Below are 20572 nucleotides of genomic sequence, written 5' to 3'. Positions count from 1 at the left end.
TACAGACCCACTGATGCCATGGGTGGCAATTAAACGAACATCTCGTCGATCGTCTTACGATAGCGATCGACCACCACGTTTCGGCGAATTTTGAGCGTTTGGGTTAGCATTCCGTTTTCGATCGTGAAAGGTTCCAACAGCAGGCGGAAGGGTCCGATGCGATCGTCTGCTCGATAGCCGGGGCGATTTTTGACTTCGCGGTTGAGTTCCTGCCGGAAGAGTTCCTGCACAGGTTTGCTGTCGAGATCGATTACCCCTTCTGGAGAGCTGTTTCGCATCGGTTCGCCTCCGCTTGTAGGGGATTCACTCGGAAGCTTGAGCGCGAGATTTTGATTGACTGCCCACAGATGCAGTGCGTCCAGGTTGGGCACGATCAGCGCACCCAGGACTTTTTGATCCTGTCCGACCAGCATCATCTGGTCGATATAAGGACTGCGAAGACAAACATCCTCGATCGGCTGTGGCTCAATATTCTCGCCGTTCGTGAGGACGATCGTATCTTTAGCGCGTCCGGTGATAATCAAATCGTCAAACTCTGTGACCACACCCAGATCGCCCGTGTCGAACCAGCCTTCTGAGTCGATCGCCTTTGCCGTTGCCTGGGGATTTTTGTAGTAGCCCTGCATCACCTGATGTCCACGAATGAGCACCAAGCCCTGTTGACCGATCGGCAGGATGTGGCGCGTTTCCGGATCAACAATGCGAGTTTCGGTATGGGGAAGCGGTTCTCCGTCTGCGCTGCGCAGATTGCGCCAGGGACGACGCACATGGGTAATCGGTGAAGTCTCCGTCAGCCCGTAGCCGCCCAGGATCGTAACGCCAATAATTTCGTAGAAGTCCTCCAGGTGTTCAGCGATCGATCCTCCGCCACTTACCAGGAAGTTGACTTCGCCACCCGTTGCCTCCCGAATTTTACGGTACACGAGTCGATCGCCTGCTTGATGCACGACCCAGAGAGCTGCCATTTGCAGTGAAGCTTTTAGCTTTTCTCCTATGGAAGGCTTCAGATTGTCGAGACACAAGCCCTGCACAAGGCGGCGGGCACGGATGAAGCGATCGCTTTTCTCCAGGAAAAACTTGACCAGATTTTGCTTTTTGATCGGCTGTTCGCGAAATTGCTTTTGCACGCCTTCGTAGATCGATTCCCACAGACGCGGTACCCCGACCATGTAATGGGGCTTCACATCTTTTAAGTCTTTTTTAACGGTGCGGATGCTGGTGTAGGTCTGAGTGCAGCCGTGAGACAGCACGAAATACTCAAAGGTGCGCTCGTAGCAGTGCCAGATCGGAAGAATGCTGAGGACTCGTTCGCCGGGTTGGGGCTGCGCGACCTGATAGGCTCCCATCACCTGCGACAAGAGATTGTGATGGCTGAGCATGACTCCCTTTGGCTGACCGGATGTGCCAGAGGTGTACATCAGGGTTGCCGTCATATCACGACTTAGGGCAACGGGCTGAAGCGGATGGGATTTGCCCATTTCGATCACTTCACTGAACGGAATCACCCGCAGATTTTCCAGCTCAAGCGTTTCGTCGGACAGCACAATCACAAACCGCAAAGGCAAATCTGGGAATCCTGCCGCAATTTTGCCTAGCGTCTCTTTGTCCTGCACGACCAGCGCAACGCTGTCGCTATGTTCCAGGATAAAAAGGAGTTCTTCGCGATCGGCTTGTGCCCCCCGAACGGCATTCACCACCCCTGCTAGCATCATGCCTTGATCAGCAACTAGCCAGCGTGGACTATTATCCGAGAACAGCGCGATATGATCGCGAGACTGAATTCCTAAAGACTGTAACCCTGCCGCAAACCACTGAATCTGCTGATACAGTTCCCCATAGGTTAACTCGATCGCAAGCTTGCCATGGGGATCTCGCAGTGCGATCGTTCGAGCAACATCGGGCGACTGGGTGACAATTGCCCAAATGTCAGGCAGAGCAGAAGCCTTGCTGTAGTCAAATCGGTCTTGAAATGTGGGTTGTATTGCAGCAGCTGTCATCGTCATCACCCTCCTGGGACATCGTTTCCCTAGCTTCTCTTTAATCTCCTATAATCGGCGAGAAATGTAGACAGAAACTCAGCTGCACATCAAGATTGACAATTGAGATGCCCCAGCAGCGCAATAGACTTGGCACAATAGATACAGCCAAAGCAATACATACAGCCAAAGCAATAACGGGAAAAGTTTGAGCGAAAGGAGTTTAAGATTATGCCCAAGGCAATTTGGAATGGTTCAGTTTTAGCGGAAAGCGATCGCTGCGAAAAGGTAGAAGGCAACTTTTACTTTCCACCCGACGCGATTAAGTCCGAATACTTCAAGTCGAGCAACACCCACACTACCTGTCCCTGGAAAGGCACTGCCAGCTATTACACGATCGAAGTAAACGGACAGGAAAACAAAGACGCTGCCTGGTACTACCCGCAAGCGAAGGATGCCGCAAAGAACATCGAGGGTTATGTGGCTTTTTGGCGCGGAGTCAAGGTCGAGGCATAGAGCCATCAGGACAAATAGAAGACGCAGGATGGGCTAGGCAAACTGTAGTAAATCTTTACTGAATTACACCGGCTCCGGTAGCCTTATCCTGTCTTCTATTCGCTTGCTATTTGCTTGAGAGACGGCAACATTGACCCTCGCTCTTAGATACCCTGCGAAAGCCAAAACACGGAACTATCGAGTTAATACTTTCGAGTTAATAATTGGCGTTTTGTGGAAAATCGTTCAATGCAATTGGTGCAGTAGCCTAGCAACGTGAGGAAGTCTGAGTGATGGATATCGAAATTGTTCCTTGCTCTGCTGAACACCTTGAGAAGCTGATTGAGGGGCCTGATGCGTTTCAAGCTGCTTACGGATTTCAGGTTGCCAATCGCTATTTACCTTTCGAGGGGGCACTTCAATACAGCCTTAACAGTATGCAGGCTTCAGAGATTTGGCATCCGTGGCTGCCGTATCTGCTTCTCTTTCAGCCTGAGCGGGTGTTAGTTGGGTTTGGCGGCTTTAAATCGGTTCCTGATGCTCACCGCACGGTTGAGATTGGCTACTCCGTTGCCCCAAGCTATCAGGGTAGAGGGTTTGCAACGTCTGCGGCGCGCCAACTTATTGAAATTGCGTTTGCCTCTGCTCTGGTTGACTGTGTTTGCGCTCATACCCTGGCAGAGCCTAATGCTTCAACAAGCGTATTAGAAAAGTGTGGAATGACCAAAGTTTCAGAGATTATCGATCCTGAGGACGGACCCTTATGGCGGTGGGAGATTCGCGAGAATAGTAATCCTGCTGCCCCTTGACTGTATGAAGCCGGGTTAAGCGGATGAGTTGAGACCGGATGGCGATTGGCAGGCATTGGATAAGGCGTTTCAACGGCTTGGTTGCGACACAAAAAAGGGCATAGCTAGCTACGCCCCAGATTATTTTATGAATTAACTTAGTAAGGCTAAGCCGTAACCAGTTCTGCTTGTGGACGCTTGCTGTTGCGAATCCCCTCGATCGCCTCAGCGTAGTCTTTTGCTCCGAATACCGCAGAACCCGCGACGATCGCATTGGCTCCGGCTTCTAGCACCTGCCAGGTATTGTTGCCTTTTAGACCACCATCGACTTCGATCCAGGGATTCAGGCCCCGCTCATCGCACATCTGACGCAACTTGCGGATTTTGGGCAGCACATCGGGAATAAAGCTTTGTCCGCCGAAGCCGGGGTTAACGCTCATGATCAGCACCAGGTCGCAAATTGGCAGCACATACTCGATCAGTTCGAGCGGCGTAGCGGGATTCAACACCACTCCGGCTTGCTTGCCCAGTTCGCGAATCTGACCCAGGGTGCGGTGCAGGTGGGGCGAAGCGTTGTGCTCGGCATGAACAGAGATGATGTCTGCGCCCGCTTTGGCAAAGTCAGCCACGTATTTTTCGGGTTCGACGATCATCAGGTGAACGTCCATCGGCTTTTGGGTGTAGGGGCGAATCGCTTCTACAATCAGGGGACCGATCGTGATATTTGGAACAAAGCGACCGTCCATTACATCGACGTGAATCCAGTCTGCGCCAGCGCGATCGACTGCCTGAATTTCTTCACCGAGCCGACTAAAATCTGCCGATAAAATCGAAGGGGCAATAACGGTTTGGCGGGGTGCGGTTTGGGTCATGGCTTGCTTTAGCTCTCTCCTGCGTCCGGTTTTGTACTCAGTTTAACAAAGCGTGTTCCCAGTCTTTTCATCTTTATTAAGTTGTTGAGGCATAAATTCATCACGGCTTCATCACATTCTGAGCCATGCAAAAGGCAAACTCGATCGAGGAAAGCGGTTCCGCGATCGAGCCTTAATCATCTGAGATGCACGTGAGTAGGCACGTAAAGAATAGGAATTCCATCAGCAGCCTTTCTTAGCAACCCTTCTTATGGAATGAGCAGGGTGCCCGACCGCTTCAGTTTCAGTAAGACGAATTCAGTAAGACGAAAGCTCTGTTATCGGGGTGAAGAAGAACGCCTGTGCCACAAAACGCCCATTGGCACTGGAACACTCAATCGATCGAATGTATCGTCCCTAGAATTTGTATTCCCTAACTGATGCGCTTTTCCAGATATTGACCGATCATCTGCTGCTCTCCCTCATGGGAAATGATCGTTTGGCGGGTGCGATACTGGCTGCCCACGAGTTTTAGCTCTTCCTCGAATTTGGAACCTTTGTATTCAGTGCGGAGGCAGAGCGTATTGGGGTTAATGAAGTGGTAGTCAGCAGTGACAGGCTTGGGGGTGGCAAAACCTCGATCGCGATACAGAATCGACCCGAGTGCGCCGAACAGCGTGTGACCTCTGGACTCTCTGCGCCCGTTGACTGAATTCGCTGCATCCCAGGAAACTTCTGCGCCGCAGATGAGGGCGGTTTCGTCGGCAAGCTGATGAAGCTGTGCAAGCTTTCGCAGTTCCGGGCAACCCTGCTCCAGAAAGCGAATTTGGATAATGCTGACCATTTCCTTCGTTTCTCCATCGGGCAAGGTGTAGTAGCGACGCTCCGATCGCCACTGTCCTACAGATTTGCTGAAAAACTCTGCAATCAGGGACTCGTTGATTGCCGATGAAGTCAGTAAGGAAGCAGTCACAGTATCACTCCTTGCAGCTTGAAATTAACCTGAGCCGGACGCGGGATGATGTAACACCCTTGTCACACTTCTTAATATAAATTAAGACAAGTTTACCTTGGTAGCTAGAAATACAAAATTCAACTCTGGGTAGGCAATGAGCATCAGCAAGCTTTTCAAAAACTCCCTAAATTGTGTTCGATCGCGCCCTAATCTAGAGGAGCCTGGTATGCCTGAATTTTTGCAGTCCTGTTTTTGCAGTCCTATTTTGGTTTTACCCGCTGGTTTTAGCAGCGACATCACTCTATGCGGGTATTCCTTTGGGGCATTAAATTCTTAGGTTAAATTCCACCGGTTTTTGCTGAATTTCTCCTGCTCAAATCAATCTGGCTTAAATACTGCTGCACCTGCTGGAGAATTTGCTTGCCCTGCTTAAACGACATTTGCTTAAGCGCGTCTTCGTAAGGAAGCCAGCAGTAGTTTTGAATTTCTTCCTGTTGGCGAATCACGGTCGTGGATTTTACCCAGGCGGGGAAATAGGTCACGGTTTTGTCGACTGGCTGTTTGTCCTTAAAAAAGCGGTACTGTTCTACAAACGAAACCGATTCGATCACTTCATAAGCCGAGATTCCTGTTTCTTCTTCAAACTCGCGGCGAGCAGCGGCGATCGCGGTTTCTTCGGCTTCGGCGTGTCCTTTTGGGAAACCCCAGTGTCCGCCCCAGTGCTGAATCAAGAGAAATTGGTAGCCGTCTGGCTGCGGCAAAATGGGGACAATTCCAAAGGCGGCATCGGTGTGGGGTATGTTGCTCATAAATTCAATCGGTGATGAACGAAGGGGATAAAAGAAGATTCTGTAAAGGGGTAATGCGTTAACTTTATTGTCGGTTTAGGGAAACATCATAAGATAGGAAAGGTCAGTAAATTTTGGGGTGCAGACGTTTCTACCGCCTCAATTCGTTAAGTTTTGACAGCGTTGACAGTAATTTTCATGACTTCGACCCGCCCCCACCCCTCTCAGCCGATTCAATATGCTTCGGCGACGATCGATCGTGCCGATCGTGCTTTGCGATGCTCTCCCTTCCGGCTCAAGCTGTTTGCCACTATGAAACATCAAAGTGTCGAACTGCGCGCTATTGCTGGACAATCAGGTGTTGAGCAAGGATACACCCGTCAGTCGATCGCTGAACTATCTGTCGAGAATAATTTGCTGTGGCTAATTCAGGTCGGGCTGCTGCGGCGCGAAGTAGATGGGCAAGGGTTAACCGATAGTTTTAGACTCACCCCACTCGGACATTTGCTGGCTGAAAAGTGGCAGGGTCAGGGTGAAATTGCGCCTGCAAGCGGGGGCGATCGATTTATGAATATGGCTCAACGCTGGCTCCACCTACCCGACTGGCTGCGTTAGATGTTTCGGTTCCCGATTTTTCAGGTCTAAGATTGAGGCGATCGAAAAAATCTTGATTCTGGCTCAGCTCTCAGTTTCGTCTGCTTCCATTACTTTCCCTTTTACTGCCGGAGGTTCTCCATGAAAGCAATTATGGTTGTCGGAACTACATCCCATGCCGGGAAATCTATGCTGACAACCGCACTTTGCCGGATGCTGACGCGGCGCGGCTGGCGAGTGGCTCCCTTCAAGGGACAAAATATGGCGTTGAATGCCTACGTGACTCCGAGCGGCGGTGAAATTGGTCATGCGCAAGCCGTTCAAGCCTGGGCTGCGGGAATTGTGCCGCGAGTGGAGATGAATCCGATTTTGCTAAAGCCCCAGGGCGACATGACTTCTCAGGTCATTCTTAAGGGGCGAGTTGCCGGACGAGTGGGAGCCGCCGACTACTACGACCAGTTTTTTGAGGTGGGCTGGCAGGCGATCGAGGAATCGCTTCAGCGGTTGGGCGAGGAGTTTGACCTGATCGTGTGTGAGGGGGCGGGCAGTCCGGCAGAGGTGAACCTGAAGCATCGCGACCTGACGAATATGCGGGTTGCCAAATATCTCAATGCTTCGACCATTCTCGTGGTGGATATCGATCGGGGTGGAGCCTTTGCCCATATCATCGGTACGCTAGAACTACTGGAACCCGAAGAGCGAGCACTGATTCGTGGCATCGTAATCAACAAATTCCGCGGACAGCGGGAACTGCTGCAATCCGGCATTGACTGGCTGGAGAAGCGCACGGGCATTCCAGTGATGGGGGTGATTCCCTGGTTTGAAGAAGTGTTTCCGGCAGAAGATTCGTTGTCACTGCTGGATCGTCCCGCTCGGAACAGCAATGCTGATTTGATGGTGTCGGTGATTCGTTTGCCCCGAATCTCGAACTTCACAGATTTTGACCCGCTTGAATCGGAAAGCTCGGTGAATGTGAAATATGTGACGCTGAAAGAATCCCTTGGTTATCCCGATGCGGTGATTTTGCCTGGATCGAAAACGACGATCGCCGATTTGGTCGCAATGCAACGCACTGGAATGGCAGAAGAAATCCAAAACTACGTCGCGGCAGGTGGCACGCTTCTGGGTATTTGCGGGGGCTTTCAGATGATGGGCAAACTGCTGGCAGACCCTGAAGGACTGGAAGGACAGGAAGGACGATACAAAGGCTTGGGACTTGTGCCGCTAAAGACGGTGATTACTGGACAAAAAGTAGCCCGTCAACGACTGGTCACGTCTAATTTTCCCCAGCCCGGACTGCCCGTAGCAGGCTACGAAATTCACCAGGGACGCAGCCACCTGGCAGAGTCAGACGGCGAAGGCAACGAACCCGTGTTTAAGCCGCTGTTTGAAGACCAAAATCTCGGTGTGGTTGATACCACCCAGTCGATCTGGGGCACTTACCTGCACGGCATTTTCGATAACGGTCCCTGGCGGCGAGCCTGGCTGAATCGACTCCGGCAGCAGCGCGGTCTAAAATCTCTGCCCACGGGCATTCCCAACTATCGGGAACAGCGAGAAGCGATGTTTGATACACTGGCGAGTGCAGTGGGTCAGCATCTTGACTTGAACCCGATTCTGCAACACCTCGACAAGTGATTATCCTAATTCTTGATCTTGGCAGTGTCTTTGCAGTGGAAGAGCCCTAATGAGCGTACAGGTGCGTTTCTTACCCGATGATGTAACCGTAGCCGCTGAGGTGGGAGAGCCGCTGCTTCAGGTTGCCGATCGCGCCGGACTGGTCATTCCCACAGGTTGCCTGATGGGGTCGTGCCATGCCTGCGAGGTTGAGCTAGAAGACGGTCAGCCCATTCGTGCCTGCATTAGCTCCGTGCCTCCGGGACGGGCAGAACTCACGATTAGTTTATTTGTTGATCCGACTTGGTAAGGGGTTTAGCAAGGAGAAAAGGAGAAATCATTGAGCGTTGGGCATCAAGCGGCGATCGGTTTAGGTAGCAATTTGGGCGATTCAGAAGCCACGCTGAAGGATGCCTTAAGCAAGCTTGACTTTATTCCGGGAATTCACGTCGCAGCTCGATCGCACCTGTACCAAACTGCGCCGATCGGTCCCCCTCAGCCCGACTATCTAAACGCCTGTGCCATCCTCTCCACCTCGCTTGCTCCCGAAACCCTGCTGCACACCCTGCTTAACATCGAAAAACAGTTTGGGCGAGTCCGCCGCGAACGTTGGGGCGCAAGAACCCTCGATATCGATTTACTGCTGTACGACAATCTGACCCTGACCCTCCCCCAACTGCAAATTCCCCATCCGCGTATGGCTGATCGCGCCTTTGTCCTGATTCCCCTCGCCGAAATCGCCCCTAACTGGATAGAACCTGTCTCTGGAAAGACGATCGCTACCCTCGCCCAGCAAGTCGATCGATCGGGCGTCCAGCAACTCGCATAACCCCTGCCAAAGCTCGACTCAATCAAAGGCAAGCCAAGCGCTGAACTCCCTTCCCACCCCCTCCCCATTCACTCACGCCTCCACCCCGATGCTCGAACCCCCCGATCGCCTGCAAGACAAACTCTTCTACCGTGGACGCAAGTTTAACTTTGAAGTAGCGCGGCTCAGGCTGCCCAATGGCGCGATCGGCGACTGGGAGTGCGTGCGGCATCCGGGCGGTGCGCTGGCAGTTCCCGTCACACCAGAGGGCAAACTGGTGCTGGTGCGGCAATATCGCTTTGCGGCAGAAGGCAGATTGCTTGAATTTCCAGCGGGCACGATCGAACCGAATGAAGATCCCTTCACCACGATTCAGCGAGAGATTGAAGAAGAAACGGGCTATCACGCCGATCGCTGGCAGAAACTGGGGCAGTTTTATCTGGCTCCGGGCTATTCCGACGAGATTATCTATGCGTTTCTGGCGCAGGATTTAAAAAAGCTCGAAACGCCGCCCAACCAGGACGAAGATGAAGACATCGAAACGGTGCTGATGTCGCCTGAGGAACTGGAGCAATCGATTTCAAACGGAGAACCGATCGACGCGAAATCAATTTGCAGCTTTTTCCTGGCGCGTCCCTTCCTGTCGGTCTAAGGTCTGCCCGCTAATCCCGTGTTATCATTCCTCGCATCTAGAATTTTGTTCTGTGGGTGGGGAAAGATGGGCATTGATTTACTGGGTCAGGTTGCGGTTTTAAGTGGGCTGGCGATCGTGCTCAGCAGTTTGCCAGGCGCTGCCATTGACCTGAATGAACGATCAAATCCGAAATCGTTCCAAATTGCCCAGGCAGGCGAGACCAACTGTCGCCAGACCAATACCGTTGCCGGAGTTTACCAGCAGCCCGACCCCATCAGCGTTTCGCAGGGAGTCCTTCCTGCCGGACAAACTGTGCGCCTGGAAGTTATCGGAACCGGAACGGGCTGGAGCCGCATTCGGGAACCGATCGTAGGTTGGGTCGAAGCCCGCTATCTCACGCCCCCGACTCCCTGTGCTTATCCCGTTTCGGCTCAGCCTGAGCGATCGGTTCCAGCCCGTGTGACGCAAGCCAGTGTCAATCCAACTTCATTCCCGCAAGTGAACCCAGCGCAGCCTGCTGCCACCCGATCGCCCGTTAATTCTGTCACCCCACCGAACTTCCCACAGCCCAACCTACCGCCTGGACGATCGCAGGTCACCGTCCCGCCCCTTTCTGCTGCTCCGCAGAGCTTTCCGCAGCCCCAGGCTTTTCCGCAGCCCACACCCCAACCGAATAACCAGTCCAATAATATTGCGGTTCGTCCCACGGTTCCGCCTCTGCCTGCGATCGTCTCTCCTCAGCCTGTTCCAACCGGGAGGGCGATCGTGACAACCACGTGCGATGTGCTGCCGCGTGAAGGTTTAGTGGTACGCCGACAGCCCGATCTGAACAGCACAGGTGTTTCAATTATTCCTGTGGGAACCTATAACTTTCAGTTTACGGGCGCAACCCAGACGATCGGCAGCCAGCGTTTAGCTTATATTGTGGCTCCAGCAGAAGGGTGGATTCAGGTACTTGCAGGAAATGGCGGTTCAACGCTGGGAGGCGGACGCTGTGGCTAATGCTTCTGGCTTAGCAGCTCCAAAAGTGGTCGTTGTGGGAGCAGGCTGGGCAGGTCTGGGCGCAACTTATCATTTGGCAAAACAGGGCTATGACGTGACCTTGCTGGAAGCGGGAGCCTATCCGGGTGGACTGGTGGCAGGCTGGCAAACCCCCGGCGGGCGATCGGTTGAAGCCGGAATCCACGGGTTCTGGTATCCCTATCGCAATATTTTCTCGCTCGTCGATGAATTAGGCATTCAGCCGTTTACAGAGTGGACGCGATCGTCTCAGTATTCGCCTGCTGGGTTAGAAGTGGAATCGCCCATTTTTCAGCAGGAACCGCGACTGCCCACACCTTTGGGGACGTTTCTCTACACCAAGTTTAAGCGATTGCCGCTGGTCGATCGTCTGTCTGCGCTGCCCTTGCTTTATGCTCTGGTAGATTTTGATAACTCAGATGAAGCCTGGCGACGCTATGACGGCGTGACTGCCCGTGAACTGTTTAAGCAGTTTGGCGTGTCGGCGCGGCTATACAAAGAGTCATTTGAACCGATGCTGCTGGTGGGTTTGTTTGCCCCCGGAGAGCAGTGTTCGGCGGCGGCAGCGTTGGGAATGCTCTATTACTTCATCCTTGCGCACCAGCCCGATTTTGACGTAGTCTGGTGTCGCGGCACCGTGGGCACAACGATTTCTCGTCCGTGGATGGAGCGAATTCAGCAGGCGGGCGGCAGGGTGCTGACCAATCGACGGGTCAGTGATTTGATGCTAAACGAGGAATCAGATCAACCCAAGGTGAAGGGCATCATCTGCGGCGAAGAAACCTTTGAAGCCGATGCGGTGATTTTTGCCGTAGGCGTGACGGGAATGCAGAAAATTGTCAGCAACAGTGCAACTCTGCGACGCTTCCCCGAGTTTTGTAATTTAATGAATCTGGGAGCGATCGATGTCCTGGCAACTCGGCTTTGGTTCGATCGCAAAGTGAACGTACCGCTGCCCTCAAATGCCTGCTTTGGCTTTGACACAACCACAGGCTGGACATTTTTTGATCTAAACGCCCTGCACGACGAATTTCGGGACGAGCCAGGCAGCGTAATTGAGGTAGATTTTTACCACGCCAATCAGCTTTTGCCTCGCAGCGACGAGCAAATTATCGCCAAAGTGCAGCGCGACCTGGCAACCTGTGTGCCCGAATTTGCCCAGGCAAAGGTAATCGACAGCAGCGTGATTCGTCTGCCCAGAGCCGTCACCCACTTCGCCCCCGGAAGCTACCCGAATATGCTGCCCGTCACCACGCCGATCGCCAATCTCTATATGAGCGGTGACTGGATTGTGACGCGCCACGGCTCCTGGTCGCAGGAAAAGGCGTATGTCACCGGACTCGAAGCCGCCAATCAGGTAATCGATCGTTTTCGTCGCGGCACAGCGGCATCCATTCTACCTGTGGAACCGGACGAACCCCATATTCAGCTTGCGCGCAGCGTGAATCGATCGATCCGCGAGGTCAGTCAGTCTTTGCTGCCTCGGTTCTGGCTGCCTTAATTCTTGCTGTCTTATCGAGGAATCTAGAGTGGGGAGTCTAAGCCGCGACCGATCGAAGAGGCTGTTTCAAGACAATCGACTTACCCCTGCGAAACTGATGCTGGCTGAACGGCTTCCTGTTCCCACGATCGTCTTGCTTGAATTGCAAGCTGTTTTGCTCGAATCGTGCCGTATTTTTGAATCGAAAACTTGACGCTTTTGCGATCGGCTCCGCTGCCCCAGCACGCCTGCCAGTATTCGTATTCGTGTCCTTTGCGGAGCGAACTGGTTTTGCTTACGCCCACATAACCGCTTGTATTGCGAACGGTTTTTCGTCCGGCTTGAGAGACTGCGGGAAACTGCTCCAGCAATTCTTGATAGTAAGTTTGGGCGGCTTGCTGTGCTTTATTCTGTCCGCCATATTTACTGTCAGAAAAGAACTTTGCAACCTGTTTTCCCTGCCGTTTTAGCCTCACGTAATAGCCAAAATTATTTTTTTCAAACTGGTCGATCCGACTAATGCCCACCGTAACAATTTCACTTTTTAATAACACGTTTGCAGCTTTCATCCTATCGCATTGATCCAGGCCTTGTTGGGTTTGGCTGAGTGAGGCGTGAGCCAGAAGCAGAATGAGTTCGCGATCGCCTGACCTGTGTTGTTTAGCGATGGGATGCGTTGCAGTCTGTGCCTAACCTAGTTCGCTGTTTGAATCGAATTGTTGAATGGCAAGGTTTAATATCCCGCTCGGAAATCCAATCACTGCTGCCAGCAAAAACTCGCCTGCCACCCGCGCACCGCTTGCCAGCAAGCCATTATCAGATTCTCTTGCATAAACATCTGGATGCCTGAATTATCTGCGCGCCCCTTGAACCCTTGATCAGCAGCTTGAAACCATTCTCTAAACAATCACCTTGACTGCCCCAGCACAGGCTTTTGCCCGTTCTCTTGCCTGATCGATTGTTTCTCCCAGTGCCAGCGCAACTCCCATGCGGCGATTTTTGTGGCATTTCGGTTTGCCAAACAAACGTAGTTTGCTAGTCGGCACTTTCAGCGCATCCTGGACTCCGGTGAACTGAGGATTCTCGCCTGCGGTGTCTGCCAGAATCACGGCTGAGGCTCCGGGTTGAATTAGGTCGATCGATCCGATCGGCAATCCGGCAATGGCGCGAACGTGCAGCTCAAACTCCGAAAGATTCTGGCTGATCAGGGTGACCATGCCTGTGTCGTGCGGGCGCGGGCTGACTTCGCTGAAGTACACGATTTGTTCACCGCTTGGATCGCCTTCGATAAATAGCTCCACACCGAAGATGCCATAGCCGCCCAGGGCATCGGTAATTTTAGCGGCAATGTCCTGGCACTGTTTCAGCGTTGCTTCCGGCAATGGACAGGGCTGCCACGATTCGCGATAGTCGCCGCTAATTTGCAAATGACCGATCGGCGGACAAAAGTGAGTGCCATCGGTCGCCCGCACCGTGAGCAGCGTGATTTCGGTATGGAACTGAATAAAGCCTTCAACAATCACCCGTGCATTTTGGGTTCGTCCTCCCGCGTGGGCATATTCCCAGGCAGGGATAATTTCGGCTTCGGTGCGAATGGTGCTTTGTCCCTTACCTGAGGAACTCATTACGGGCTTCACCACACAGGGCAATCCCAGAGCGGCGATCGCGTCCTGATACTCGGCTTCGGTTTCGGCAAAGCGATAGGGAGAGGTGCGTAAGCCCAGGTCTTCTGCTGCCAGACGGCGAATGCCCTCCCGGTTCATGGTGAGATAAGTGGCTTTTGCGGTGGGAATGACGCGCCAGCCTTCCTGCTCCATCTCGATTAAAGTGGCGGTGGCGATCGCTTCAACTTCTGGCACAATCAAATCGGGCTGCTCCTGCTCGATGAGCTGACGAAGCTGATCACCGTCCAGCATCTTCATAACGTGCGATCGGTGGGCAATTTGCATTGCGGGGGCGTTCGCGTAGGCATCGACTGCAATGACCTCGATTCCCAGCCGCATCGCTTCGATCGCCACTTCTCGCCCCAGTTCTCCTGAACCCAGCAGCAGCAGGCGTTGAGCAGAGGGCGTGAGCGGTGTGCCCCAGGGTTGCCAGGGCAGAGCAGATGGGGATGGGCACATAGAAAATCTCGCGAAAGAAATTACAGATAATAAATGGCTCTATTAATCAATCTACAATTCCATTGGCAAGACTGAATCGAATTTCGAGATGTTGCCCGCAAAAAATTTGTTCAATTTCGTTCCACTTCTCAGAAATTGAGTTATCATCTCGCCAGAAGTTCTCTATATGTTGAGCCAAATTCCGGTTTGTAAAATCTGCGGTTTGAAACGTTATTAAATCGCTCAGGTAGCTTTACGGCGGAATTTGGGGTTTGCCGGGTCTAGTTTTCAGAACTTCACAAGTAGCGATCGAGTCCAAGAAGTCCAGAACAGGTCTTCCAGTTTCAAGGTTTTTATCTTGATAGGAGGATCAATTTCTGTCGTCATTCATTTTTCGCAAAGGATAGGACGATCTAAAGTGATTTAGATTGGGTATCCTGGATTAGCATAATGGTGGCTCAGAGTGGGTTGGACTGTTATCTAGTTTTGTCCTTGAGTTGACTTCAACTCATCCTCTCGGTATTTCTGCTTTCTTATTAAGCGATACGGATAGAAACGGTGGTTAGTAACCTCAAAAGTCTATTTTCCAAAAAAACAAAAGGAATCGGGGTCGAGTTAACGCCCGATCGCGTCAATGTTGCGCGGCTAAAGAAGAAGGGGCAGGGCTTTCAGCTAACCACCCTGGCTTCTGCAGAAGTGCCAGAGGGCGTGTTTCAAGAAGGACAAATTGTTGATTCGGCAGGCATGGCAGAAATTCTTCAGTCTTTGCTGGCAGAAAGCAAATTGAAAGTCAAACACGCTGCAACGGCAATTCCCAGCGGGCGGGACACGGTGACGCGCATCATTCCGGTTCCGGCTGAGCTGGACGATCGCGAACTGCGCGAAATGGTGTTGAACCAGGAAGCGGGATTGTATCTGCCGTTTCCCCGGGAGGAAGCTGACGTAGACTATCAAAAACTCGGCTTTTTCGTGGACGAAGATGGCATTGAGAAGGTGCAGGTCTTGCTGGTCGCAACCCGTAAAGAAGTAACTGATTCCTATCTCGATACCTTCCGGCAAGCGGGGCTAATTGTGGACGTGCTGGAAATCAGCAGCTTTTCGCTGATCCGCACGATTCGGCAGCAGTTGCGCCAGTTTTCGCCGCAGGAAGCCGCCGCGATCGTCGATATTCAGTTTGAAAACACCGAAATTTCGATCGTGGTAGATGGTGTACCGCAGTTTTCGCGCACTGTGCCGATCGGGACGTACCAAGTGCAAACGGCTCTGAGTCGGGCAATGAATCTGCCGCCGTCGCGCAATATCGATCTGCTTCAAGGCATGACGATTCCGATCGTGCCGATGGACAGTATGGGCACAACCGCTCCACCTAAGGGCGGTATGAATCCGGGTACGGCATCAATGCTGCGCGTTCTGGGCGAACTGGCAGACGAACTGCGCCGATCGATCGACTTTTATCACAACCAGGGCGAAAACATGGAAGTGGCTCAGCTCCTCCTGGCAGGACCAGGCGGGGCGATCGGGCAGCTTGATGAGTTTTTCTCCCAGCGGTTGAGTCTACCGACAAGCGCGGTTGATCCGGTGAATGCCCTATCGCTCGAAGTTGAGCAGGATATTCCGCTAATGCAGCGCGTGGGGCTGGGGGTCGTTCTGGGTTTGAGCTTACGGGAGGCGTGGTAAATGTATAGTCTCGATATCAACTTTCTTAGCGATCGCTCCGAGCGGCAGGCAGTCAAAGGTGTCCAGCGACGGGCAGTCGTGCGGGATGATCCGCGTCCAATCTACATTGGGGCAGCGGTCGGCGTTGCGCTGCTGGCACTCACAGGTGGAGCTTGGCTGCTGCTGCAAAACCAAAACCGTACCCTGGAACAACAGTCTGCTGAACTCGACAATCAGCTCGCCGCTCTTCGGGTGCAGCAGGGGGAAGTCAACAGCATTAATCAGCAGGTGCAAGCAATCGAGGCACAGAACCAGGCGCTCGCGACCGTGTTTGACCAGATTCGTCCCTGGTCTGCCATCTTGCAGGATGTTCGCTCACGGGTTCCCGGCAATGTGCAGATTCAGGCGATCGAGCAGCTTGAACCCGCACCCCCTCCGGCTGCCCCTGCGCCCAGTCCGAGTCCGGTAGCCAGCCCAAGTCCGGGAGCCAGTCCACAAGCCAGCCCTGTGCCTCAGGCAGCACCGCCCCCTGCTTCGGTTGGCGTGCCCAGAGTGCGAATTACTGGACAGGCGCGATCGTTTAATGATGTGAATGACTTTGTGCTGACGCTGCAACGATCGCCCTTTTTGGACAGCGAAGATGTGCGGCTAGTTGGTTCGCGGCTAATAGACAACGCGACGCAAATCGAGTTTTCGGGTCAGGGCGGCGGAGCGGTTACTGTGGAGCTACCGCAAGTGGTGGAATACACAATAGAGAGCAATCTGACCAGTTTGCCTGCGTCAGAGCTGCTGCGCGATTTGGAACGCACGCTGTCTGTAGGACTGGCTTCAAGAATTCAGGCACTTCGGGATAGAGGAGTTTTGAAACCATGACCGTTGGCGGAGATTTTATTCCTACAGAAGGTCGCGATCTGGAAGGACCGTCGTACCCCAAGGTGTTTGGCATTAGCCTCACGCCTACGGTCGGCGGTATTGCGCTGGCAGTTGCGGGAGCAGTCGGGGCTTATTTGCTCTGGGCGAATCTGGTGCAGCCTACGCTCGATCGTAACCAGCAGCTTCAGACCGATATTCAAAGTAAGCAGCAGGAACTTGCCAACTTGGGCGATGCTCAGCAGCAGATTGCTCAGGCGAGAGAACGGCTGCGATCGGCTCAGCAGCTTCAGGCAGATGTGCTGGGGCTATTTGCCACCGAGGAAAGCCTGGATACGCTTTTGCTGGATGTGAACGAGCGGGTGCAGTCTGTGAATGCGGGAATTCAAGACCCGGATCGACGGGCAAGACTTTCTCGGTTTAATTTTTTGCCCGATGCTTCCGGTCCGGTCACAGATGGCTCCCTCGGTGCAGCGGTGAATAACCAGCTCGAACGGCGGGTGTATGATGTCCAGGTTTTGGGGTCGTTCCCGCAGACGCAGTCGGTGATTCGCAACATCGAGCGGCTTCAGCCCTTGCTGGTCGTGGATAACTTCAGGTCCGAACTCGATCGCAGCACCCAGCGAATTGTGCTGAGTCCGCAAGGGCAAATTGTCCCGGCAGGGCAGCCCGAAACCCGCGTGGAGACTGGCTTCCGGCTGGAGGCTTTAGTGCCGATTAACCCACCTGGAGCCGCAAGAACTGCTCCGGCAGCGGCAAGCCCTCCAGCGCAGTAAAGGCTGTTTCCATTGCAAGAGCCTGAGGTGAAGTATCCAGATTAAAGGAAGTCGTTCCTAGAGGATGGTTAAGGAGTATGAGCGGTGCTGCATTGTCCCTAAATTTCCCTTCGGTGGGGGCTTTGAGAGTTGGGAGGAAGTCGGGTTTTCCCAAAATTAAAGGTCTGGGGGCAGCTTGAACCGCAAGCATGACTTTTCAAATCAAATATCCTCCGGGTCTGTCGGCAAGTTTAAGTGGATTTGCTTGCTATTGTGCGGGTTCGATTGTGTGTTTGATTGTGTGTGTTTGACCAGGGCATGACAGTTTTGTTTTCTTTCCAGTTGACCCATTGCCCGAAGGAGGAGTGAATCGTGAATCGGCATTATCAGTTTGGTGGAATTTTGGGGGGAAGCCTCCTGACAGGGGCAGCGATAATTTGCGTCTCGGCTCAGCCCGCTCGTGCGGCGGCAACCCAGATTACAAATGTACAGGTGAATCAAACCGATCGCGGAATGCAGGTAGTGCTGCAAACCCGTCAGGGCGATCGACCTCAGGTATTCACTGTGAATCGTGGCAATGCCCTGATCGCAGACTTAATTAATACTCAGCTCAGCCTGCCCGACAACAGCGGCTTTGTGCAAAACAATCCGGCTCCCGGGATCAGCTCGGTCAGCGTTGCCCAGCTTGACACAAACAGTGTGCGAGTTACCGTCAACGGCGGCAGCGGCACCCCCAATGGACAGATCAATCAGGGACAGCGTGGCATTGTGCTTAATGTCAATGGGGTTTCCGAAGGCAGCTCAGCCAATGACACCAGCAGCTCAACAGCGACGGCAATTCCTGTTCCTGCGCCTGAGGTGGCTCAAGCTCCGGCTGCTCCGGCTCCAGCTGCTCCGGCAGTTCCTCTCCCGAATGCGCCTGCGCCTGATGTGCTGGTTCCCAATCCTCAAGTGACGATCGAGGGAGTTCCGGTGGTGCAGCCCTCGCGTGAAGCAGCCCCGCCTTTGCTACCCAGAGCGGTTGCGCCGCCATTAGGCGATATTTCGGTTTCCAGTACAGATGCTGCCCCCGAAGAAATCAATCTGGGCACATCCGAAATTGTGCCGCGTCTGGTGCTGCGCGATGCTCCGGCACGGGAAGTTTTATCACTGCTGGCAAGGGCTGCGGGACTCAACGTAGCTTATCTTGATCAGGCAGTTCAAGCGCAAGGACCGGGGCAAGCTGCGGCTCCAGCCGAAGGAGGGGGCGCACCGCAAGATGTGCGGATTTCCCTCGATATTGAAAATGAGCCAGTCCAGAATGTGTTCAACTATGTGCTGCGCGTCGCAAACCTACAAGCTAACCGTAGCGGCAGAACCATTTTTGTGGGAACGCTGCTTCCGGCATCTGCCCGAAACAACATTATTCGTACGCTGCGCCTGAATCAGGTCACAGCTGCCGCTGCTGCTTCTTTCCTCAGTGCTCAGGGTGCAGAAACCCAGCGGGTGGTTGAGTCCACGACTCGGACCGTGCAGGGTGAAGGCGCAAACCAGATTGTCACAAACAACACAACAACTCAGATTATTCCTCTGGCAGCAACGGCGGGGGCAGGTCCACTCCTGCTGAGAGGGTTATCGGTACTAACTGATGAACGGCTTCAGGCTGTCACGCTGGTGGGGACGCCCCAGCAGGTACAAGTCGCCGGGTCACTGCTGTCTCAGCTTGATTTGCGCCAGCGTCAGGTGGCAGTCAACATCAAAATTGTGGATGTCAACCTGGCAGCAACGGATAACCTCAACACCAGCTTCTCGTTTGGCGTGGGCGATACCTTTGTCTTGAGTGACGGGGGCAATGCCTTTATCAACTACGGCGGCAACAATCCGCCTAATGCAGCAACCGCAGGCAGCAGCGTGCTGAGTCCACCCGCGATTCCTAACCCGTTTGCGGGCGGCAATACGTTCCTTGATGTTGATCAACCGGGTATCCGCATTCCAGGAACGACACCGGGGACAATTATCATTGATGAGCGAAACGGAACTGTGCGCCGTGTAGCAGCCTCAGCCGCAGCCGAGTTTTTGCGTCGTGTTGGCGGGGTTTCGACTGATCCCTTCGAGACTGGAATCACCGATGTTGAACTGGCAGAAGATACGGTGATTACAATTGACGCAGACGGCAACGCCAACGTTGAGCGAGGCGAAGTAGGAACTGCCGAATCGGGATTACCGTCGTTCTTCCGCTATCCGACGCGATTCCTGGCAAGCTTGCAAGCCCAGGTTGTCAGCGGCAATGCCAAAATCCTGACCGATCCAACGCTGGTAATCCAGGAAGGACAGCAAGCCACTGTCAACCTGGGACAGGAAGTAATTTCCGAAACTGAAATTGAGCGTGTGGACACGCCCAGCGGCACAAGGGAACAGGTCAACATTATAAAAGCCGTCGCAGGACTCCAGCTCCAGGTAAATGTCAGCCGTATTGACGATAACGGGTTTGTCACCCTGGCGATCGCTCCTACTGTTTCGGCTCCAGTTGAAACGCGGCAAGTTGGTGATGGGGAGGTAACGCTACTCTCAGTACGGCAATTAACCTCCGGTCAGGTACGAATTCGAGACGGGCAAACCTTAATCTTGTCCGGTATTATTCAGGAAACCGATCGTACTTCCGTCAGCAAAGTACCAATTCTGGGCGATATTCCGATCCTGGGTGCGCTGTTCAGACGAACCAACCGCAACAACACGCGTCAAGAAGTGATCGTGCTGCTGACCCCGCGTGTGCTCGATGATTCAGACTTCTCTTCTTTTGGCTATCGCTATACGCCTAGCCCAGAAGCCGATGAGATTTTACGCCGACAGGGGGTTCAGCTTCCCTAAGGCAACTCCGTTCCCCCCGAATTGAGAGTTAGGGGCGGTTCGGGAAATAGTCGTAACCTCTCAAACATCCTCTAAACGATCACGAGTTGATTTTCTGCCTCCGGCAACGGATCGATCGACTCGTGATTTTCAATCAGAAAGGATTAAAAGGATAAGGTCGATCGGTGTAATTCCTTCTCGAAATGATGCAAAACTTATTCCGCTCTGTTTTTGCTCAGGAGTGAGCAGCACGGGCTTCGCAAGACTTCTTCCTGATGGTAAAAACGTGAATTTCATAAGTATTTGTACACAGTTTTGCAGCTTTCTGCTGTCATAACCCCGTCGATCGGCAGGAAT

The 20572-nt window shown here is 53.2% G+C and carries 19 protein-coding genes; 13 read left to right on the top strand and 6 right to left on the bottom strand.

The window, feature by feature from the left end; genetic code table 11:
* Positions 1-29 precede the first annotated feature (29 nt).
* Positions 30-1997, bottom strand: coding sequence for an AMP-binding protein (locus tag NDA02_RS14790; protein ID WP_199296671.1), 1968 nt, complete (start codon positions 1995-1997; stop codon positions 30-32).
* A 210-nt stretch (positions 1998-2207) separates the two neighbouring features.
* Between NDA02_RS14790 and NDA02_RS14785 the strand changes: the two genes are divergently transcribed.
* Together NDA02_RS14785 and NDA02_RS14780 are read left to right on the top strand one after the other, a co-directional pair.
* On the top strand, positions 2208-2492 hold the full coding sequence (locus tag NDA02_RS14785; protein WP_190793007.1) for a DUF427 domain-containing protein: 285 nt from the start codon (positions 2208-2210) through the stop codon (positions 2490-2492).
* 272 nt (positions 2493-2764) lie between these two features.
* Positions 2765-3280, top strand: a complete 516-nt coding sequence (locus NDA02_RS14780) for a GNAT family N-acetyltransferase (RefSeq protein ID WP_190793008.1) — start codon at positions 2765-2767, stop codon at positions 3278-3280.
* A gap of 146 nt (positions 3281-3426) precedes the next feature.
* Here the strand turns inward: NDA02_RS14780 and rpe are convergent, their stop codons facing one another.
* From rpe to NDA02_RS14765, 3 genes are all read right to left on the bottom strand, one after another.
* Positions 3427-4131, bottom strand: a complete 705-nt coding sequence (gene rpe / locus NDA02_RS14775; protein ID WP_190793009.1) for a ribulose-phosphate 3-epimerase — start codon at positions 4129-4131, stop codon at positions 3427-3429.
* Between the two features lie 412 nt (positions 4132-4543).
* Positions 4544-5083 (bottom strand): phycobiliprotein lyase, encoded by a 540-nt coding sequence (locus NDA02_RS14770; protein WP_190793010.1) that lies wholly within the window; start codon positions 5081-5083, stop codon positions 4544-4546.
* A gap of 320 nt (positions 5084-5403) precedes the next feature.
* Positions 5404-5874, bottom strand: a complete 471-nt coding sequence (locus NDA02_RS14765) for an NUDIX domain-containing protein (RefSeq protein WP_190793011.1) — start codon at positions 5872-5874, stop codon at positions 5404-5406.
* A gap of 177 nt (positions 5875-6051) precedes the next feature.
* On the opposite strand from NDA02_RS14765, the gene NDA02_RS14760 reads away from it, so the two are divergent.
* The 7 genes from NDA02_RS14760 to NDA02_RS14730 all read left to right on the top strand — a co-directional run bounded on the left by NDA02_RS14760 (position 6052) and on the right by NDA02_RS14730 (position 12027).
* A complete protein-coding gene (locus tag NDA02_RS14760; protein ID WP_190793012.1) occupies positions 6052-6468 on the top strand; it encodes an Npun_F0494 family protein in 417 nt (138 codons plus the stop codon).
* Between the two features lie 120 nt (positions 6469-6588).
* Positions 6589-8085, top strand: coding sequence for a cobyric acid synthase CobQ (cobQ, locus tag NDA02_RS14755; protein ID WP_348246581.1), 1497 nt, complete (start codon positions 6589-6591; stop codon positions 8083-8085).
* A gap of 49 nt (positions 8086-8134) precedes the next feature.
* The gene (locus NDA02_RS14750) at positions 8135-8374 is read left to right on the top strand and encodes a 2Fe-2S iron-sulfur cluster-binding protein (RefSeq protein ID WP_190791391.1); all 240 of its coding nucleotides are present in this window, start codon (positions 8135-8137) and stop codon (positions 8372-8374) included.
* Positions 8375-8404: 30 nt separating this feature from the next.
* Positions 8405-8893, top strand: a complete 489-nt coding sequence (gene folK / locus NDA02_RS14745) for a 2-amino-4-hydroxy-6-hydroxymethyldihydropteridine diphosphokinase (protein ID WP_190791392.1) — start codon at positions 8405-8407, stop codon at positions 8891-8893.
* 88 nt (positions 8894-8981) lie between these two features.
* Entirely contained in the window at positions 8982-9524 is a 543-nt protein-coding gene (locus NDA02_RS14740) for an NUDIX hydrolase (RefSeq protein WP_190791393.1), read from the top strand.
* A gap of 66 nt (positions 9525-9590) precedes the next feature.
* Positions 9591-10508 carry an SH3 domain-containing protein gene (locus tag NDA02_RS14735; RefSeq protein ID WP_190791394.1) on the top strand — a complete coding sequence of 306 codons (918 nt, stop codon included), beginning with the start codon at positions 9591-9593 and terminating at the stop codon, positions 10506-10508.
* Positions 10501-12027, top strand: coding sequence for an FAD-dependent oxidoreductase (locus NDA02_RS14730; protein ID WP_348255179.1), 1527 nt, complete (start codon positions 10501-10503; stop codon positions 12025-12027). Before NDA02_RS14735 ends, NDA02_RS14730 begins: the two co-directional genes overlap by 8 nt.
* Before the next feature lie 80 nt (positions 12028-12107).
* On the opposite strand, the gene NDA02_RS14725 is transcribed toward NDA02_RS14730, so the two are convergent.
* Together NDA02_RS14725 and purT are read right to left on the bottom strand one after the other, a co-directional pair.
* A complete protein-coding gene (locus NDA02_RS14725) occupies positions 12108-12575 on the bottom strand; it encodes an AP2/ERF family transcription factor (protein WP_190791396.1) in 468 nt (155 codons plus the stop codon).
* 330 nt (positions 12576-12905) lie between these two features.
* The gene (gene purT, locus NDA02_RS14720) at positions 12906-14129 is read right to left on the bottom strand and encodes a formate-dependent phosphoribosylglycinamide formyltransferase (protein ID WP_190791397.1); all 1224 of its coding nucleotides are present in this window, start codon (positions 14127-14129) and stop codon (positions 12906-12908) included.
* Between the two features lie 537 nt (positions 14130-14666).
* Between purT and pilM the strand changes: the two genes are divergently transcribed.
* The 4 genes from pilM (at position 14667) to NDA02_RS14700 (ending at position 20236) form a co-directional block, all read left to right on the top strand.
* Entirely contained in the window at positions 14667-15785 is a 1119-nt protein-coding gene (gene pilM / locus NDA02_RS14715) for a type IV pilus assembly protein PilM (RefSeq protein WP_190791398.1), read from the top strand.
* Positions 15786-16637 (top strand): PilN domain-containing protein, encoded by an 852-nt coding sequence (locus tag NDA02_RS14710; RefSeq protein ID WP_190791399.1) that lies wholly within the window; start codon positions 15786-15788, stop codon positions 16635-16637.
* On the top strand, positions 16634-17410 hold the full coding sequence (locus NDA02_RS14705; RefSeq protein ID WP_190791400.1) for a pilus assembly protein PilO: 777 nt from the start codon (positions 16634-16636) through the stop codon (positions 17408-17410). The genes NDA02_RS14710 and NDA02_RS14705 overlap by 4 nt, the downstream gene beginning before the upstream one ends.
* A gap of 351 nt (positions 17411-17761) precedes the next feature.
* Positions 17762-20236 carry a type IV pilus secretin family protein gene (locus tag NDA02_RS14700; protein ID WP_190791401.1) on the top strand — a complete coding sequence of 825 codons (2475 nt, stop codon included), beginning with the start codon at positions 17762-17764 and terminating at the stop codon, positions 20234-20236.
* The last annotated feature ends 336 nt before the right edge of the window (positions 20237-20572 follow it).

This window comes from Leptolyngbya sp. ST-U4, from assembly GCF_039962215.1.
Lineage (GTDB): Bacteria > Cyanobacteriota > Cyanobacteriia > Elainellales > Elainellaceae > Leptolyngbya_A.
Note: the sequence above shows the minus strand (reverse complement) of the source record. Positions and strands in the feature narration are given on the sequence as shown.

Excerpts from the sequence above, each read along its gene's own strand:
- NDA02_RS14765 (WP_190793011.1), bottom strand. The coding sequence starts at position 5,874 with ATGAGCAACATACCCCACACCGATGCCGCCTTTGGAATTGTCCCCATT.
- NDA02_RS14710 (WP_190791399.1), top strand. The coding sequence starts at position 15,786 with ATGTATAGTCTCGATATCAACTTTCTTAGCGATCGCTCCGAGCGGCAG.
- NDA02_RS14780 (WP_190793008.1), top strand. The coding sequence starts at position 2,765 with ATGGATATCGAAATTGTTCCTTGCTCTGCTGAACACCTTGAGAAGCTG.
- NDA02_RS14705 (WP_190791400.1), top strand. The coding sequence starts at position 16,634 with ATGACCGTTGGCGGAGATTTTATTCCTACAGAAGGTCGCGATCTGGAA.
- NDA02_RS14760 (WP_190793012.1), top strand. The coding sequence starts at position 6,052 with ATGACTTCGACCCGCCCCCACCCCTCTCAGCCGATTCAATATGCTTCG.
- NDA02_RS14785 (WP_190793007.1), top strand. The coding sequence starts at position 2,208 with ATGCCCAAGGCAATTTGGAATGGTTCAGTTTTAGCGGAAAGCGATCGC.
- NDA02_RS14750 (WP_190791391.1), top strand. The coding sequence starts at position 8,135 with ATGAGCGTACAGGTGCGTTTCTTACCCGATGATGTAACCGTAGCCGCT.
- NDA02_RS14790 (WP_199296671.1), bottom strand. The coding sequence starts at position 1,997 with ATGACAGCTGCTGCAATACAACCCACATTTCAAGACCGATTTGACTAC.
- NDA02_RS14725 (WP_190791396.1), bottom strand. The coding sequence starts at position 12,575 with ATGAAAGCTGCAAACGTGTTATTAAAAAGTGAAATTGTTACGGTGGGC.
- NDA02_RS14740 (WP_190791393.1), top strand. The coding sequence starts at position 8,982 with ATGCTCGAACCCCCCGATCGCCTGCAAGACAAACTCTTCTACCGTGGA.
- purT (WP_190791397.1), bottom strand. The coding sequence starts at position 14,129 with ATGTGCCCATCCCCATCTGCTCTGCCCTGGCAACCCTGGGGCACACCG.
- cobQ (WP_348246581.1), top strand. The coding sequence starts at position 6,589 with ATGAAAGCAATTATGGTTGTCGGAACTACATCCCATGCCGGGAAATCT.
- NDA02_RS14735 (WP_190791394.1), top strand. The coding sequence starts at position 9,591 with ATGGGCATTGATTTACTGGGTCAGGTTGCGGTTTTAAGTGGGCTGGCG.
- rpe (WP_190793009.1), bottom strand. The coding sequence starts at position 4,131 with ATGACCCAAACCGCACCCCGCCAAACCGTTATTGCCCCTTCGATTTTA.